The 17,377-nt window shown below is 70.8% G+C and carries 11 protein-coding genes and 1 pseudogene; 8 read left to right on the forward strand and 4 right to left on the reverse strand.

Annotated elements, in window-relative coordinates:
• Positions 1 to 25 precede the first annotated feature (25 nt).
• From ACI79D_RS20015 to ACI79D_RS20025, 3 genes are read right to left on the reverse strand one after another with little or no spacing between them, the layout of a single operon-like run.
• Entirely contained in the window at positions 26 to 2,173 is a 2,148-nt protein-coding gene (locus ACI79D_RS20015) for a phage holin family protein (protein ID WP_456920232.1), read from the reverse strand.
• On the reverse strand, positions 2,170 to 2,802 hold the full coding sequence (locus tag ACI79D_RS20020; RefSeq protein ID WP_456920233.1) for a DedA family protein: 633 nt from the start codon (positions 2,800 to 2,802) through the stop codon (positions 2,170 to 2,172). Before ACI79D_RS20020 ends, ACI79D_RS20015 begins: the two co-directional genes overlap by 4 nt.
• Positions 2,799 to 3,620, reverse strand: a complete 822-nt coding sequence (locus tag ACI79D_RS20025; protein ID WP_456920234.1) for an MBL fold metallo-hydrolase — start codon at positions 3,618 to 3,620, stop codon at positions 2,799 to 2,801. The genes ACI79D_RS20020 and ACI79D_RS20025 overlap by 4 nt, the downstream gene beginning before the upstream one ends.
• A gap of 329 nt (positions 3,621 to 3,949) precedes the next feature.
• Between ACI79D_RS20025 and fdh the strand changes: the two are divergent.
• From fdh to nrfD, 3 genes and pseudogenes are all read left to right on the forward strand, one after another.
• Positions 3,950 to 7,240: pseudogene (gene fdh, locus ACI79D_RS20030) on the forward strand (formate dehydrogenase).
• The gene (locus ACI79D_RS20035; RefSeq protein WP_456920235.1) at positions 7,237 to 8,301 is read left to right on the forward strand and encodes a 4Fe-4S dicluster domain-containing protein; all 1,065 of its coding nucleotides are present in this window, start codon (positions 7,237 to 7,239) and stop codon (positions 8,299 to 8,301) included. The pseudogene fdh and the gene ACI79D_RS20035 overlap by 4 nt, the downstream one beginning before the upstream one ends.
• 40 nt (positions 8,302 to 8,341) lie before the next feature.
• A complete protein-coding gene (gene nrfD / locus ACI79D_RS20040; RefSeq protein ID WP_456920236.1) occupies positions 8,342 to 9,382 on the forward strand; it encodes an NrfD/PsrC family molybdoenzyme membrane anchor subunit in 1,041 nt (346 codons plus the stop codon).
• 27 nt (positions 9,383 to 9,409) lie between these two features.
• Here the strand turns inward: nrfD and ACI79D_RS20045 are convergent, their stop codons facing one another.
• Positions 9,410 to 9,931 (reverse strand): ANTAR domain-containing response regulator, encoded by a 522-nt coding sequence (locus ACI79D_RS20045; protein ID WP_456920237.1) that lies wholly within the window; start codon positions 9,929 to 9,931, stop codon positions 9,410 to 9,412.
• 408 nt (positions 9,932 to 10,339) lie between these two features.
• Between ACI79D_RS20045 and glmS the strand changes: the two genes are divergently transcribed.
• From glmS to ACI79D_RS20070, 5 genes are all read left to right on the forward strand, one after another.
• Entirely contained in the window at positions 10,340 to 12,157 is a 1,818-nt protein-coding gene (gene glmS, locus ACI79D_RS20050) for a glutamine--fructose-6-phosphate transaminase (isomerizing) (protein ID WP_456920238.1), read from the forward strand.
• A gap of 17 nt (positions 12,158 to 12,174) precedes the next feature.
• A complete protein-coding gene (locus ACI79D_RS20055) occupies positions 12,175 to 13,518 on the forward strand; it encodes a nucleotide sugar dehydrogenase (RefSeq protein ID WP_456920239.1) in 1,344 nt (447 codons plus the stop codon).
• A 37-nt stretch (positions 13,519 to 13,555) separates the two neighbouring features.
• Positions 13,556 to 14,581, forward strand: coding sequence for an NAD-dependent epimerase/dehydratase family protein (locus ACI79D_RS20060; protein WP_456920240.1), 1,026 nt, complete (start codon positions 13,556 to 13,558; stop codon positions 14,579 to 14,581).
• Between the two features lie 137 nt (positions 14,582 to 14,718).
• Positions 14,719 to 15,789, forward strand: a complete 1,071-nt coding sequence (locus ACI79D_RS20065; RefSeq protein ID WP_456920241.1) for a glycosyl hydrolase family 18 protein — start codon at positions 14,719 to 14,721, stop codon at positions 15,787 to 15,789.
• Positions 15,786 to 17,144, forward strand: coding sequence for a glycosyltransferase family 2 protein (locus tag ACI79D_RS20070; protein WP_456920242.1), 1,359 nt, complete (start codon positions 15,786 to 15,788; stop codon positions 17,142 to 17,144). Before ACI79D_RS20065 ends, ACI79D_RS20070 begins: the two co-directional genes overlap by 4 nt.
• The last annotated feature ends 233 nt before the right edge of the window (positions 17,145 to 17,377 follow it).

Below are 17,377 nucleotides of genomic sequence, written 5' to 3' on the forward strand. Positions count from 1 at the left end.
CCGTCACCAGGTGTCTCGCCGGCCGTCACACCGCCACGCCGGACTCCCGCAGCGCCGTCGCGCTCAGCGGACCCACGACGGCGTCCGCGCCGGTCGGCTCGGGGTGGCCGAGGTCGGTGAGCCAGCCGCGGAAGACCCGGTGCAGCTGCTCGGCGCCGACCACCTCGCCGGGCGGCCGGAAGGAGCGCGGGTACAGCAGGAAACCGTGTTGCTGCGGCCCGCCCAGCCCGCCGTGCGACCCGACGTGCGGCTCGAAGGCCGAGGCCTCGTCGGTGTCGGGGTCGTAGCGGCTGTTGATGACGACGTCGGCGCAGTGCGGGAACGTCGATGCGCGGGCCACCAGTGCCGCCGCGTGCTCCCCGTACGGCGCCAGCGGGTCCTCGCCGATCACCATCCCCGCGGCCAGCCGGTGCACCCCGTCGCGGCCGAGCACCACCGGCCCGTACTCCTCCGAGTGCACCAGCACGAACCCGACGCCGTCGTGGTCGACCAGGCCCGGCAGCAGCTCGGGCCAGTGCCGCTCGATCTCCTCCAGCGAGACCCGGCCCGGGAGGTCGGCGAAGGACACCATCGCGGTGTGGCCGGAGACGGCGACGACCACGCCGGGCGCCACCCGCGGCCCGTGCTCCTCGCGGTCCTGCGGCAGCTCGTGGGAGTGCGGCACGGCCTCGGCGCGCTCCACCCGCTCGCGCAGCCGGCGGGCGATCACGCCACCCTCGGCCAGCGCGGCGCCGACCTGCCAGCCCTCGGTCAGCCGGCGGCTGTCCCGGGGGCCGGTGAGGTGCGGCTCGGGCAGCTCCCCGCCGCCGCAGAGCCGGCCGACGAGCTCCTCGACCGACTCCCCGAACCGGCCGGCGAACGACTCGCCCTGCGTCTGCCCGTGGTCGGAGAGGCACACCAGGTGGTACTCCCGCGGCGCCAGCTGGGTGGCGCGGTGCAGCCGGCCGATCTGCTGGTCGATGCTGCGCAGCACCGCCAGGCTGTCGGCGCGCTCCAGGCCGGCGTGGTGGGCGGCCTCGTCGTAGCCGAGGAAGTCCGCGTAGGCGACCGGCCGGCCGGCCATCACGTCCTCGAGCAGGGCGAAGACGACGACGTCGCGCGCGATGACCGTCGTCGCCGGCCGGGCCAGCGGGTAGAAGCCCCCGCGCGACACCCGCGGCCGGACGTCGGCGCGCCGCTCCCGGGCCGCCGCGACCAGTTCGCGGTAGACGTCGACGGCCGAGACGGCGATGGTGCGCAGCCCGTTCACCGGGTTGGCGAAGTAGGCGTAGTACCCGGAGCCGACCCGCTCCCGGGCCAGCCGGGCGCGCCGGCTCGACGCCGGGACGACGTGGGCCAGCGAGCTCATGGTGAGGCTGACGTGCGTCGCGTCGCCGGTGAACAGGTTGCCCCGGCTGGCGCCCCCGCCGGAGAGCAGGCCGCGGCCGTCGGAGTGCGCGCGCTCGAGCTCGGCGGCGTCAACCGGCGAGGAGACGCGGACGATCCGGCCGCGGTCCTTGTCGAACCAGCGGAACCCGGGGATGTCGTGGTTGGAGCCGTGCAGGATGCCCATCACCGACGCGCCGGTCTGCGAGCTCCAGTCGGTGTGCCAGGAGGTCAGCGTGTGGCTGCCCGAGCGCAGCCAGGCGGCGAGGTGGGGCATCGAGCCGTCCCGGACGGCGCGGCGGGCGGTGTCGTAGGACAGCGCGTCGATCTGCAGGAACAGCACGCCCGGCGGCCGCCGTTCGCCGTCCGCGCTCGCCCGGGCGCGGCGGCGCGCGCGGCGGAAGAACAGCTCGTCCTCGTCGATGGCCAGCACGCTGCTGACCAGCCCGGAGACGGCGGCCATGCCCACGCCGACGGCGACGCCGGTGCGCAGGTTCTCGATGACCACGCCGGGGATGACGAAGGACAGGCCCAGCACTGCCGCGCCCAGCAGCAGGAAGCTGCCCAGGCCGAAGGTGAAGAAGGCCAGCGGCAGGGCCACGCGCATGACCAGCGGCCACACCAGGGCGGTCAGCGCGCCCAGCAGCAGCGCGATCACCGGCGGCTGCCACGGGCCGGCCATCGCGAAGTCCTCGAGCCAGGCGTCCAGGGCCACCAGCGCGGCGGTGCTCGCCGCCCAGGTGAGCAGCACACGGGCCGGCGTCCGGCCGCGCTGCAGGACCCGGCCGGGCGCAGCGGGTGCGCTCATGCCGGTCCGCAGGTCGAGGGATCGGGCTCGCGGTCGGGCTCGGGCGCTTTCCGGCGCCGCGCGCTCACCAGGTTGAGCACCGCGCCGACGACGAGCACGAGCACGGTGGCCAGCAGGACCGCGGTCAGCGGCGAGTCGAAGATGCCGCCGCTGACCACGCCGAGCAGCGCGTAGGCCAGCGCCCACAGGGCCGCGGCCAGCAGGGACGCGGGCAGCAGCCGCCGCCACGGGTAGGCCAGCGCACCCGCGGCGAGCAGCACCGGGATCCGACCGGCCGGCAGCAGCCGGCCGACGACGATGATCTGCCAGCCGTGCCGGCGGAACTGCTCGCGGACCTCCTCGATCCGCTCGGCGTGCTGGCCACGGGCCACCCAGCGCACCGCGGCCGGGCCGCCGAACCGGCAGATGGCGAAGGTGACCACGTCGCCGGTCCACGCCGCGAGGGTGGCGACGAGGACGACCACCGGCAGGTTGAGCTCGTGAGCGGTCATCGCGAAGGCCGCGCCGGCGCCCACGACGGCGCCGGTGGGGACCACGGGCACGATCGAGCCGAGCAGCACGCCGCCGAACAGGACGGGGTAGCCGATCGACCCGTCGGTCCAGCCCGCCGCGAGCGCGCCCGTGCTCACGCCGCGACCTCCCCGACGTCCGGCGGCGGGGGTAGGAGCACCGGCTGCCCGGGCTCGGTGACCGCCACGTGGGTGTCGAGGCCCCGTGCGGCGACGGCGGCGGCGAAGGTGCGCGGCGGCTCGACCAGCAGGGGCCGCACCCGGCCGCGCAGGCCCGGGAGCACGGTGCCGCCGGGAACGGCGAGGGTGCCCCAGTGCACCGGGACGGCGACCCGCGGGCGCAGCCGGGCGGTGGCCTCGGCCGCGGAGTCCGGGTCGAGGTGGCCGGGGCCGAGCGTGGGGCCCCAGCCCCACACGGGCAGCAGCGCGACGTCGACCCCGCGGTCGCCCAGCAGGTGCATCTCGTCGAACAGGTCGGTGTCGCCGCTGACGTAGACGGTGCGACCGCCGCCCTCGACCAGGTGGCCGACCGCGGTGGTGTCGGGGCCGTGGGTGAGCCGCGGGCCCCAGCGGTGGCCGGTGTGGTCGGCGGGGACGGCGGTCACCCGCAGGGCGCCGTGGGTGAACGCCTCGCCGGGCAGCACCTCGACGACGTGCCGGAAGCCCTTCGCGCGCAGCCACGCGCCCGCGCCGCGGGGGACGACGACGCGGACGTCGGGCCCGAGCAGGCGCAGCGAGGGCAGGTGCAGGTGGTCGCCGTGCAGGTGGCTGACGAGCACCAGGTCGACGCCGGCCCAGGCCTCGGGGCCCGGCGGCGGGACCACCCGGCGCAGCGGCCCGACGCGGCCGGTGAGCAGGGGATCGGTCAGCACGGTGTGCCCGGCCAGCTCGACGCGCACCGTCGAGTGGCCGAGGAAGTGCATCTCCAGGTCCCCCACGCGCCCAGTATCGACCTGCCCGGCGACAGTCCGGCACCGGTTTGACCCTTACGGGGAGGCCCTGACCACGCCCCCTGCCCGCGTCTCCGTCTGGTCACCGTCTGGTCGAGGTCTTCCCGCGTTGATCAGCCGGTCTGCCTCCCCGTTGATCATGGGCTTGTCGCAGGCGACACGGGAGGACACGCCGGGCGCGGCGGCAACGACCGCGTGATCGACGCGAGAGGGGGCGCCCGGAAGCGCGCGGGACGGACGGGTCGGTTCCGCTGTGACCTGCACGGTCCGTGCACCTCGATGCGCCGGATCGGCGGCGAGGTGGCAGAGTCGAGGAGGTGAAGACCTGGCTCGATGCGTGGCCGGTGTTCCGGCAGCTGACCGGCCCCGACCCGCTGGGACGCGGCAGGGCCGCCCGCAGCAAGGCGACCGAGAACGTGGTCAGCCGTACCGCCACGGCCGACCGCGTGGTGCAGAGTGTCTGCCCCTACTGCGCCGTCGGCTGCGGGCAGCGGATCTTCGTGAAGGACGAGCAGATCGTCCAGATCGAGGGCGACCCGGACTCCCCGATCAGCCGCGGCCGGCTGTGCCCCAAGGGCAGCGCGAGCAAGCAGCTGGTGACCAGCCCGACCCGGGTCACGAAGGTCCGGTACCGCCGTCCGTACGGGACGGAGTGGGAGGACCTCGACCTCGACACGGCGATGGAGATGATCGCCGACCGCGTGCTGGAGGCCCGCCGCAAGGGCTGGCAGGACGAGAACGACGGCAAGCGCGTCAACCGGACCATGGGAGTAGCGAGCCTCGGAGGGGCGACCCTCGACAACGAGGAGAACTACCTCATGAAGAAGCTCTACAGCGCCCTGGGCGCGATCCAGATCGAGAACCAGGCGCGCATATAGCACTCCGCCACGGTCCCCGGTCTGGGGACCTCGTTCGGACGTGGCGGTGCCACTAACACCCTCGAGGACCTGGCGAACGCCGACTGCATCGTCATCGAGGGCTCGAACATGGCCGAGTGCCACCCGGTGGGCTTCCAGTGGGTATCGGAGGCCAAGGCGCGCGGCGCGAAGATCGTGCACATCGACCCGCGGTTCACCCGGACCAGCGCGATCGCCGACCTGCACGTGCCGATCCGCGTCGGCACCGACATCGCGTTCCTCGGCGGGCTGATCAAGTACGTCCTCGACAACGACCTGTACTTCAAGGAGTACGTGGTCGCCTACACCAACGCCGCGGCGCTGGTGGGCGAGGACTTCGTCGACGCCGAGGACCTCGAGGGCGTCTTCTCCGGGTTCGACCCGGAGACCCGCACCTACGACGAGTCCAGCTGGCAGTACGAGCCGGAGGAGCCGCCGCACTCCTCCTCCGACTCCCCGGCCGAGGCCGCCGAGCAGAAGGCCACCGAGCAGCACCCCGACGTCAAGAAGGCCGACCGGGCGCAGGCCGCCGGCAGCGGTGGCCCGCCGATCGCCAGCAAGCCGAAGCGGGACGAGACGCTGCAGCACCCGCGCTGCGTCTTCCAGGTGCTCAAGCGGCACTTCGCCCGCTACACCCCGGAGATGGTCGCCGAGGTCTGCGGCATCGAGCCGGAGGTGTTCGCCCAGGTCGCCCGCTGGATCACCGAGAACAGCAACCGCGACCGGACGACGGCGTGGGTGTACTCGGTGGGCTGGACGCAGCACAGCGTCGGCGCGCAGTACATCCGGACGGCGTCGATCCTGCAGCTGTTGCTGGGCAACATCGGCCGGCCCGGCGGCGGGATCATGGCGCTGCGCGGGCACGCCAGCATCCAGGGCTCGACCGACGTCCCGACGCTGTTCAACCTGCTGCCGGGCTACCTGCCCATGCCGCACGCCCTCCAGCACCAGACGCTGGAGGACTACGTCGCCGACGCGGCCGGCAAGGCCGGCTTCTGGGGCAACAAGCGGACCTACATGGTCAACCTGCTCAAGGCCTGGTTCGGCGACGCCGCGCAGCCGGAGAACGACTTCTGCTTCGACCACCTGCCCAAGATCGACGGCGACCACAGCTCCTACCGGACGATCGCCGACATGATCAAGGGAAAGGTCTCCGGCTACTTCCTCGTCGGGGAGAACCCCTCGGTCGGGCACCCGAACGGCCGGATGAACCGCTTCGGCCTGGCCAACCTCGACTGGCTGGTCGTCCGCGACCTGCAGCTGATCGAGTCGGCGACCTTCTGGAACGAGTCCCCGGAGATCGAGACAGGGGAGCTCGCACCCGAGTCGATCGCCACCGAGGTCTTCTTCATGCCCGCGGCCACGCACGCGGAGAAGGAGGGGACGTTCACCCAGACCGAGCGGGTGCTGCAGTGGCGGCACAAGGCGGTGGACCCGCCGGGCGACGCCCGCAGCGACCTGTGGTTCTACTTCCACCTGGGCCGCATCCTGCGGGAACGGTTGAAGGACTCCACCGACCCGCGCGACCGCGCGCTGCTCGACATCACCTGGGACTACCCGGTGCACGGGCCGGAGGACGAGCCCAGCGCCGAGGCCGTGCTGCGCGAGATCAACGGGGTGGGCCCGGACGGCCGCGCCGTCTCCGGGTACATGGACCTCGAGGACGACGGCTCGACGTCCTGCGGCTGCTGGATCTACTCCGGCGTCTACGCCGACGAGGTCAACCAGGCCGCCCGCCGCAAGCCCGGCCGCGAGCAGGGCCCGGTCGCCTCCGAGTGGGGCTGGGCCTGGCCGTACAACCGGCGGGTGCTCTACAACCGGGCCTCGGCCGACCCGGAGGGCCGGCCGTGGAGCGAGCGGAAGAAGTACGTCTGGTGGGACGCCGACGCCGGCCGCTGGGTCGGTGAGGACGTCCCCGACTTCGAGGCGACCAAGGCGCCGTCCTACGTGCCGCCGGAGGGGGCGCGGGCGCAGGACGCGCTCGCCGGCAACGACCCGTTCGTCATGCAGGGCGACGGCAAGGCCTGGCTGTACGCCCCCGCGGGGCTGGTCGACGGCCCGCTGCCGACGCACTACGAGGCGGCCGAGTCGGTCGTGGAGAACGCGTTCTACAAGCAGCAGGCCAACCCGACGATCGAGCGGATCGAGGGGCCGTGGAACCGGGAGAACCCGCCGCGCAGCGAGGTCTTCCCGTTCCAGGTGACCACCTACCGGCTCACCGAGCACCACACCGCGGGTGGGATGAGCCGCACGCTGCCGTACCTGGCCGAGCTCCAGCCGGAGTTCTTCGTCGAGGTGAGCCCCGAGCTGGCCGAGCTGCGCGGGCTCAGGAACGGCGAGTACGCCACGCTGGTCAGCACGCGGAGCGCGATCGAGGCGAAGGTGCTGGTCACCGAGCGGATGCGGCCCATCCGGCTGCGCGACGGCACGGTGGTGCACCAGATCGGCATGCCCTACCACTGGTCCTACAGCGGCATCTCCACCGGGGACTCCGCCAACGACCTGCTGGGCATCGTGCTCGACCCGAACACCCACATCCAGGAGGACAAGGTCAGCACCGCAGACATCCGGCCCGGACGGCGGCCACGCGGGCCGGAGCTGGTGGAGTTCGTGGAGGAGTACCGGCGGCGGGCAGGGGTGGCGTCGGGGCGGGTCGGCCGGAACGGTCGCGACCCGGTCGAGGCGTCCGCCGGGGAGGGATCGAAGCTGTGACCTCGATCAGCTCGGCGAGCCCGGCCTTCACCGGGCGCGACCCGGACCACCGGCTGTTCGGGCCGCTGCCCGACGTCCAGGGGGAGGCCGGCTACGACGCCGACCACCCGGCGCGGGTGGGCTTCTTCACCGACACCTCGGTGTGCATCGGCTGCAAGGCCTGCGAGGTGGCGTGCAAGGAGTGGAACCTCCTGCCGATGGACGACTCGCACGGCACGCGGGACGTCATCGGGCTGTCCGGGATGTCCTACGACAACACCGGCCAGCTGGGCGCCAACAGCTGGCGGCACGTGGCGTTCATCGAGCAGAGCCGCCCGGTGGACCTGCCGATGCCGACCTTCGGCCGGCCCGGCGACGACCGGCAGGACACCGCGCCCTCGCCGTCCAACGCGACCGGCGACAGCCTCGCCGACGCGCAGGCCAGCGTGCTCAACGCCGAGGCGCTGACCGAGTACGACCCGCAGACCGGGCAGTCGGGCACCGACAAGCAGATCCGCTGGCTGATGAGCTCCGACGTCTGCAAGCACTGCACGCACGCCGGCTGCCTGGACGTCTGCCCGACCGGGGCGCTGTTCCGCACCGAGTTCGGCACGGTGGTCGTCCAGGGCGACATCTGCAACGGCTGCGGCTACTGCGTCGCATCCTGCCCGTACGGCGTCATCAACCAGCGCAAGGGCGACGGCCGGGTGTTCAAGTGCACCCTCTGCTACGACCGGCTGACCGACGGCCTGCAGCCCGCGTGCGCCACGGCCTGCCCCACCCAGTCGATCCAGTTCGGCAACCTCGACGAGCTGCAGGCCCGGGCCGACGCGCGGCTGGCCACGCTCAAGGCGCAGGGCGTCGAGACCGCCCGGCTCTACGGGCGGGACGAGGACGACGGCGTCGGCGGCAACGGCGCGTTCTTCCTGCTGCTCGACGAGCCGGAGGTCTACGGCCTGCCGCCGGACCCGGTGGTGACCACCCGCGACCTGCCCGCCATGTGGAGGGCGGCCGGAGCCGCCGCGGCGATGATCGTCGGCGTGGCGCTGTCGGCCGTGCTCGGCTCGAGGAGGCCTCGCTGATGGGGCAGAGATGGCCATCCCTGCCCCGGGAGGTGGCGGCATGACCGAGGGGGTCGAGACGCCGGGTGCGGGCTGGCGCCGGGCCGGGGGCTCGGACGTCACGGCGAACGGCAAGCGGCGCCGTCGCCGGGGCGGTGGCCGGCCCGGCGGCGAGGTGCCGATGGTCGAGGAGGCCGAGTTCACCTCGTACTACGGCCGGCAGATCGTCAAGACGCCGATCTGGAAGAGCCCCGACGTCCCGCTGTACCTGTTCCTCGGCGGCGCGGCCGGGTCGTCGTCGATCCTCGGGGCGATCGCCGACCTCACCGACCGCCCCCACCTGACCCGGGTCACCCGGCTGGTCTCCGGCGGCGGGGCGATCGCCTCGGTGGTCTTCCTCGTGCACGACCTCGGCCGGCCGGAGCGGTTCCTGCACATGCTGCGGGTGCTCAAGCCGACGTCGCCGCTGTCGGTGGGCACCTACATCCTGTCGCCGTTCAGCGCGGCGGCCGGGGCGACGGCCGCGGTGGAGCTGCTCGGCTGGTTCCCGCGGCTCAAGCGCTTCGGCGGGGTGGTCGCGGCGCTGTTCGGCGGGCCGCTGGCCAGCTACACCGGGGTGCTGCTGGCCAACACCGCCGTCCCGTCCTGGCACGCGGCGTACAAGCAGCTGCCGTACCTCTTCGGGGCCTCGGGGATGGCCGCCGGCGGCGGGATCGCGATGGCGCTGACCCCGGTGGCCGAGGCCGGGCCCGCCCGCAAGATGGCGGTGGCCGGTGCGGCGATCGAGCTGGCGGTGACCCAGCGGGTGGAGACCGACCACGGGATCGTCAGCGAGCCCTACCACGAGGGCCGGCCCGGACTCCTGCTGCGCGCGGCGAAAGCGTGCACCGCGGCGGGAGCGGCGCTGACCGTCGTCGCCGGACGGCGGCGGGCGGGCGCGGTGGCGTCCGGCGTGCTGCTCGCCGCGGGGTCGCTGCTGACGCGGTTCGGGGTGTTCGAGGCGGGACTGGCGAGCACCCGGGACCCGAAGTACGTCGTGGTCCCGCAGCGGGAGCGGCTGGCCGCCGGGCAGAACGGCCACGCGTCGACCGTCACCCGCTGAGGGCTGCGTCCGGGCTTCGACCGCCGGTCAGGGCGCGCGCGAGGCGAGGGACGCTCCTCCCGTCGATCCACGCTGCGCGTCGGCTGACGAGTCACCGGTGCCAGTTGCCGTTCCCCGCGGAGCTCGGTTGGCAGGGCACTCAGCGGAAACAGCGACCGTTGGGCTCCGCGCCGGCGGGGAGCCGACGGGTCCGCCGGCGATGTCGGCGGCGAGCTCGCGCAACTTCCGTCGTTGCCTGTGGGACATCTCGTTGAGCAGGTCGAACGACTGCGACTCGGAGATCCCGTGACACTGCATGAGGATGCCCTTCGCCCGCTCGATGGCCGCCCGCGAGGTCATCCCCTCACGCAGCTGGTCGACCTCACGGCGAAGCGCGGAGACCTCCTCGTCGCGGGAGGACGCGAGCTCCTCGCGCAGTGCCCGTTGGACCTCCTTCCGGACCTCCGACAGCAGGCGTTGTAGTGGCAGCACGCCCTCCTCGATTGCACGAAGCAAGGACTCGGCGAGCTGCAAGCGGTCTTGCAGGCTTGGGTGGGTGGTCTCCCCCATGGCGCGGAACTCTGCCGTATCCAGGTGATCAGTTCCACTGTTCTGGTCCGGTATCGTTCCGTAAGCGGATGACTACTAGAGCTTTGGCGCAACTAGGGCTTCCTTCTTGAGCCGCCGTGGTGTTTCCTCCCCGTGACCACGAGAAGCCCGGACCTGGCGCACGACCCACCGCAACCACCGCTCGAGACCACGAGCGGCTGCATGGAACCCGTACAGGGTGCGGGGTGCGCGGCGGGCTGCTCGACAACTCGAGAGGGCCGATGTCGGCCCTCTCCCGTGGTCGTGAGCTGTCCGGAGCCTGAGACCTCCACGCTCTGGTGACAGCCTCTACGCATCGCAGCGTTGGCCCGTCCCCTTCTCGCGGCCAAGCGTGCGAGCGGTCCTTCGCCCATGCCCCCGAATCCGCTGATGAACGCGGAGGCCCCCGTGTGCGGGATTGTTGCTTGTCGCGGTCGTGAGCACGCCTCCGAACGCTTGCTGGAGGCGCTTCACCGGCTCGAGTACCGCGGTTATGACTCGGCCGGGCTCGCGGTAACCGGGATCTTCCGGGACGAACTGGTCACGGTGCGTTCAGTCGGACGAGTTGCCACGTTGGAACGCCGGATCGGCGAGGAGCGTCCGTCTGCGGACCTGGGGATCGGCATCGGACACACGCGGTGGGCGACCCACGGCATCGTCGCCGAGCACAACGCCCATCCTCACAGGGACTGCCACGGTGCGATCGCGGTGGTGCACAACGGCATCGTCGACAACGCGAGCGCGCTGCGAACGGAACTCGAGGAGAGCGGTCACGTCTTTAGGTCGCAGGTCGACACCGAGGTGGTGGCACATCTCCTCGAGGAGGCGTACGCGACGACGGGGGACCTCGCTGCGGCCACCGTGAGTGTCGTCCGCCGCCTCCGTGGCACCTGGGCTCTGGCCGTGACGGCCGCCTTCTGCGCCCAGGTCGTCCTCGCCTCGCGCCGTTCCCCTCTCGTCGTCGGTTCCGGTCCTGACGGGCACCTGGCGGCCAGCGACGTCACGGCGCTGGCGGGGTTGGTGAGCGCCGTACAGGTCCTGCACGACGATGACGTCGTCGTTCTGGGCGACGAGATCACGTGGCTCGACGCGATGGGTCACCCAGTCCCACCACGGGAGACCGTGCGCCTCGATTGGGAGGCCGAGGACGTCGAGTGCGGCGCCTTCGAGGACTTCATGGAAAAGGAGATCGCCGAGCAGCCGTCGGTCGTCTCCCGGCTCCTGGAACGCCTGCTGCCCGAGGTGGCCGACGGGGGGCTCTGGCGGAAGCTCGGCCTCGCCCGGCCGGCTCGGCTGCGCTTCGTCGCCTGCGGGACGTCGTTGCACGCCTCCCAGGTGATGGCGCGCACCTTCGGACTGCTGGCCGGCGTGCCCGCCGAGACGGTGGTGGCCTCCGAGTGCGACGAGATGGTGGCACCCGGGCCGACCGAGGGCCTGCTCACTGTCGCCGTTTCTCAGTCCGGGGAGACCTCCGACGTCCTGCACGCCCTGGATGACGTACGCGGACCCGTGCTGGCCATCACGAACCGGCCGCACTCCTCGCTGGCCCGCCGCTGCGACGCGGTGCTGGAGTCCAGCGCGGGGCCGGAGATTGGGGTCGCGGCGACCAAGACCTTCACGACGCAGGTCGTCTCCGGGGTGGCGCTGGCGCTTGCCTGTGCGGCAACGACCGGCGCCATGGGGCTCCGGGACGTGGCTCGGCAGGCGATGGGACTGGGAAGCCTTCCTGGGCGCCTGGAGTCGGCTCACACCACCGCGTTCCCCGTCGCCACTGCACTGGCCGAAGAGCTGGCGGAGGCGAGGTCGTTCTTCTTCGTGTCGCGCGGGGCGGGTCTCCCGTATGCGGCCGAGGGCGCCCTCAAGCTCAAGGAGATCACCTACCGCACCGCCGACGCCATCCCCGCGGGTGAGTTCAAGCACGGGCCCATCGCACTCATAGAGCAGGGGACGCCTGTCCTGGTGCTCGAGAGCGGGGACCCCGTGCGGCTCGCTGGCGCCGTGGCCGAGCTCGCCTCCCGCGGTGCCCGGGTCATCCGGGTCGGCAGCGGCTCCGAGGACACCTTCCCGATCCTCTCGGGTCCCCCGCCAGCGTGGGGACCGCTCGAGTCGGTCCTTGCGTTTCAGCACCTCGCCCGTTGCCTCGCGGTCGTCCTCGGCCGGGATGCAGACAAGCCGCGCAACCTCGCCAAGTCCGTGACCGTGCTGTGACCCCCGGAGACGTCGACATGACAGACACTCTGCCCACCTCGAACGAGCTCGACCTACCTGGCGTTGTCCAGACCACGCCTCTGCGCGTGAAGCGCAGTCAGCCCGGCGTCTCCGCCGTGGCCATCGTCGGCCTCGGCTACGTGGGACTGCCCACCGCGCTGGCCCTGCACCGCCAGGGTGTCCGTGTCATCGGCGTCGACGTGAGCGCGACGCGTCTCGCGGCGATCCGAGGACGGGCGGTCGACCTGCTGCCCGAAGACCTGGCTGAGCTGGACATCGCTCTTGAGGACCCGGGTTTCCGGATCACCGATGACGGCGCCCTCATATCGCAGGCCGATGTCGTCATCATCTGCGTACCGACCCCCGTCGACCCACATCTCAACCCCGACCTGCGCCCACTGGTCAGCGCCTGCGCCTCTGTCGTGGACTCGGCTCGCCCGGGGCAGCTTCTGATCCTGACGTCTACGACGTACGTGGGCTCCACCAACGACCTCCTGGTGGCTCCGCTCGCGAGGCGGGACCTGATGGTGGGAAAAGACGTCTTCATCGCGTTCAGCCCGGAACGGATCGACCCTGGAGTCGTCGAGCACGCCCAGATGGTCACGCCCCGTGTGGTGGGCGGCGTGACCATTGAGTGCGCACAGCGAGCTGTGCCCGTCATCAGCCTCCTCGCCGAGTCAGTTCACCTGGTCAGTTCGGCCGAAGCGGCGGAGATGACCAAGTTGTACGAGAACAGCTTCCGGGCGGTCACTCTGGCCCTGGCGAACGAGTTTGCGGGCATCTGCAGGTCGATGGGGCTGGACCCTGTCGAGATCACCAATGCAGCGGCGACGAAGCCGCACGGCTTTCTCGCGTGCTACCCCGGACCGGGCGTCGGTGGGCACTGCATCCCGTGCGACCCCCACTACCTGCTCTGGCAACTGCGCCGGCAGCGCACTCCCGCACCGCTCATCGAACGGGCGATGGCGGCGATAGCAGAGCGGCCGCATCAGGTGGTGGCGCGGGCGGTCGAGCTGATGTCGGACCTGGGCCGCGGTCTCTCCGGCGCCCGCGTCCTGGTCGTTGGAGTGAGCTACAAGCCGGGCGTACGGGACGTCCGCGAGACGCCGGCTCTGGAGATCATCCAGGGCCTCGAGGAGCGGGGGGCCCGGGTCCACTACTTCGACCCCCTGGTGCCGACCATGCTGCTCCAGGACGGTCGCACGATGGCGTCCGATGTCTCCGCGCCTGAGGCGGAGTGGGACCTCGTCCTGCTGCACACAGTGCACCCGGAGGAGAACTACTCCTGGGTGTCGCGCCACTCCACGGTCCTCGACGCGACCTATCGCTTCGACACCGTGCCGCAGAGGTACGTCGTCTGACCGCCGGGTCGACCCCTTCCATCCCGAGAGGCTCCAGATGAAAACGCTGATCACCGGGGGCGCCGGCTTCATCGGGTCCCACCTCGCCGACGCGCTCGTCACCGCCGGTCGCGAGGTCGTCGTCCTCGACGATCTCAGCACCGGGCGACGTGACAACCTCGCAGGTCTCGATCCCGGATCCCTGGAGTTCGTGCAGGGCAGCATCGTCGACGAGGGGCTCGTCGAAGAGCTGGTTGCCGGGGTCGACGAGGTCTACCACCTGGCCGCGGCCGTTGGCGTCTTCACGATCCAGCGCCGAACGCTCGACAGTCTGCGGGTCAACCTGCGCGGCACTGAGGTCGTGGTGGATGCAGCCGCCCGGTACGGCGCCCGCCTCCTCGTCGCTTCGACCAGCGAGGTCTACGGCAAGAACACCACAGTGGGGTTGCGTGAAGAGGACGACCGAGTCCTCGGGTCGCCGTTGAAGAGCCGGTGGTCCTACGCAGAGGCCAAAGCCCTGGACGAGACCGTGACGGCCCAGTACGTGCAGCACCACGGGCTGCACGCGGTCCTCGTCCGGCTGTTCAACACCGTGGGGCCCCGGCAGACAGGGCGGTACGGCATGGTCATGCCGCGGTTCGTCTCCCAAGCGTTGCTGCAGCAACCGCTGACGGTGCACGGAACAGGAACGCAGACCCGGTGCTTCTGCCACGTCGCCGACGCGGTGCCGGCACTGATCGCCCTGATGGAGACACGGCAGGCTGTCGGACAGGTCTTCAACGTCGGCAACCCGGAACAGGTCTCGATCCAGGAACTCGCGGAACGCGTGATCGCCCGCACCGGCTCGTTGAGCGGCGTCGTCCATCTGGACTACGAGGACGTCTATGGCCCGGGCTACGAGGACATGGAACGCCGAGTCCCCAACTGTGACCGGATCCGTGCCTTGATCGGCTGGACACCGCGATACACGTTGGACGAGATCATCGACGACGTCGCGGCGTTCCAGCGCGACCACGACCCTCAGTCGGGGGACGCCGATACGCCGTCCCCCCGGGGCGAAGAGCGGGCGGTCGCGACGCCGTGAAGGACGACCCGTCACCCGGGCGCGTCGCAGTCGACAGGCGACGCTCCTTGAGGAGTGTGCTGCCCGAGAAGTCGGGCGACCGGGCGGTGCGGAGGCGCAGGCCCTGGAGGCCATCTGACGGGCGTGTGGTGTTGACGGTGTGCATCCTGGGTCTCGTCGCGGTGGTGCTCGGGACGATGCTGAAGTTCCCGAACGTGTTCGCGAACGACACACCTGGACCGCCCCACGTGGTCGGGGCCATGCCGGTGTGGAACCTCGACAGGGGAAGCGAGACGATCGCTGCGCACGCTTCGTCGTTGACCGGGGCGTCCCCGAGCCTGTACGAGGTGGCGCCCACAGGCGAGATCGTTCTCCGGCCGCAGCCGGATGGGACCTCCGTGCCGGATGCTCTCGATGCGGTGCGGTCGCAGGGCATCCCGATCGTGCCCATCATCTCCAACACCCGGGACGGTGCCTGGGATCCGAACCTGATCCAAGAGCTCCTTCACGACCCGGACCTGCTGGAGCGACACATCGAGGCGATCGTGACGCTCGTGCGTCAGGAGGACTACGCAGGCATAGACATCGACTACGAGAACCTCGTCAGCGCCGACCGGGAGGTCTTCTCCGACTTCGTCACCCGGCTGGCGGATGCCCTGCATCTCGACGACAAGATCCTCGCCGTCGACGTCTTCGCCAAGGAGTCCGACCAGGGATATGACGAGCGCAACCGCGCTCAGGACTATGCCGCCATCGGGCGCGCAGCCGATCAGGTGCGGATCATGGCCTACGACCGACACTGGCAGAGCTCGACTCCTGGCCCCGTCGCGCCGTTGAACTGGGTGCGAAGCGTCGTCGCCTACGCGGTGGAAGAGGTACCCCCACAGAAGGTCGTTCTGGGAATACCGACGTACGGCTATGGCTGGGCAGGCTCGGAGGGGCAGTTGGTCAGCTGGCTCCAGACGTATGCGACCTCGCGCAACCTCGATGTGCCGGTGCGCTGGGACCCGGCCTCTCAGACGCCATGGCTCACATACCGGGACGCAGACGGCGCCGAGCACATCATCTGGTTCGAGAACGCCTACAGCATCGCGTTGAAGCTCGGTCTGGCGCAGACCTACGAGCTGGGCGGGGTGTTCCTGTGGCTCGTCGGCGACGAGGACGACCATCTCTGGCCCCTCCTCTCGTCCTTCCAGGACGGGGAGGACCTCCAGGAGGGGATCCGATGACCCTCTGGCTGCTCCTCGTCCTCGTCATCGGGATCAACTTCGTGCTGTGGGGCAGCGTCGGGTTCCTGAGGCTGTGCGACGAGCGCATCGCTCGGTGGCGGTCCCAGACCCGCCGCGGTCACCACCGTGGCGGGAAGGTCCCGGGACACCCCCTTCCTGTGCGATCGCTGTCCCCGGTGAGCGACGTGCCCGCGGGCCGTCTCACGACCGCAGACGTCGCCGTGCTCATGGCCGCTCACAACGAGGAACTGGTCATCGATCACTCGCTCCGCGCAATCGCTGAGCTCGTCCCCATCCGCAATGTCCATGTGGTCTCGGACTTCTCGACCGACCGTACGGTCGAGCTGGCCCGTAAGGCCGGCGCAAACGTCATCGAGACCCGGACGAACGTGGGGAAGGCGGGCGCACTGGAAGAAGGCATCACCCACTTCCGGCTCTCCGAGCGCTTCGAGGTCGTGCTCATCGTCGATGCGGACACCGAACTCGACCACCGATATTTCGAGGTGGCCCTTCCGCTCTTGGATGATCCTCGGGTCGTGGCTGTCGCCTGCTGCACACAGACGAGGTGGCAGCCGTCGGAGCTCAGCACGATCGGCGCGATGATCGTCGCCCACCGGCAGCGCGTCTACACGCTGATGCAACGGCTGCTCAAGTACGGGCAGACGTGGCGAGGGCTCAGTGCGACGCACATCATCCCGGGGTGCGCGAGCATGTACCGATCCCGCGTGCTCGAACAGATCGACGTCAACCCCGGTGGGTTGGTGATCGAGGACTTCAACATGACCTTCGAGGTCTGCACCAAACGGCTGGGGCAGGTCGCATTCTCGCTCCAGGCGTGCGCGTACACCCAGGACCCCAATCGCTACCGGGACTACGTGCGACAGATGAAGCGCTGGGCGCTCGGTCTCTGGCAGACGTTGCGCCGGCACCGCCCCCGGCGTGGTGTGTTCGGCGCCATGCTCGTAGTGCTCATCTCAGAGCTGATAACGAGCAGTCTATTTCTCCTCCTCGTGCCGCTGACTCTGTTCGTCTGGGGGGCGGCGGCGCTATCGTCCGTGGCGGGCCTTGATCTCGGTGCACATGTCGCCGACACCATCGACGACCACGTCAATCTTACGCTCATCGTTCTGGGTATATTGCTGCCCGACTATCTCCTCACTTGTTTCGTGGCTCTTCTGGACAAGCGTCCCCGCTATCTCTATCTCGGACTCTTCTTCATGGCGATGCGCGTGACCGACGCCTTTGTGGCCCTGTACATGCTGCCGCGTGCATGGCTGGAGCGCTCCAATGGCCAGTGGCAGAGCCCCCCTCGTCGCGCCATCGCACCGGGGGAGCCCGGGAGAGACGTCGCCTGACCAGGGCGGAAGCGTCCGGGGATCCGACTCCGAGACCCGCGTGGCAGTGCTGGTGCTCAATGACGTGGACGAGAGGTGGACGACCAATGAACCAGGAACACGTCTGCCTTGGCGATGAGGCAGTGGATCGACGCGATCTCTGGAGTCAGAGCCAGAGTCAGAGCCGGAGCCGGAGCCGGGGCCGGGGCCGGGGCCTCCATGGCACCACTTCCCCGGTTCGGAGATTCGATCGT

The organism is Geodermatophilus sp. SYSU D00708 (assembly GCF_054050115.1).

Excerpts from the sequence above, each read along its gene's own strand:
- ACI79D_RS20015 (WP_456920232.1), bottom strand. The coding sequence starts at position 2,173 with ATGAGCGCACCCGCTGCGCCCGGCCGGGTCCTGCAGCGCGGCCGGACG.
- ACI79D_RS20060 (WP_456920240.1), top strand. The coding sequence starts at position 13,556 with ATGAAAACGCTGATCACCGGGGGCGCCGGCTTCATCGGGTCCCACCTC.
- ACI79D_RS20055 (WP_456920239.1), top strand. The coding sequence starts at position 12,175 with ATGACAGACACTCTGCCCACCTCGAACGAGCTCGACCTACCTGGCGTT.
- glmS (WP_456920238.1), top strand. The coding sequence starts at position 10,340 with ATGAACGCGGAGGCCCCCGTGTGCGGGATTGTTGCTTGTCGCGGTCGT.
- nrfD (WP_456920236.1), top strand. The coding sequence starts at position 8,342 with ATGACCGAGGGGGTCGAGACGCCGGGTGCGGGCTGGCGCCGGGCCGGG.
- ACI79D_RS20070 (WP_456920242.1), top strand. The coding sequence starts at position 15,786 with ATGACCCTCTGGCTGCTCCTCGTCCTCGTCATCGGGATCAACTTCGTG.
- ACI79D_RS20045 (WP_456920237.1), bottom strand. The coding sequence starts at position 9,931 with ATGGGGGAGACCACCCACCCAAGCCTGCAAGACCGCTTGCAGCTCGCC.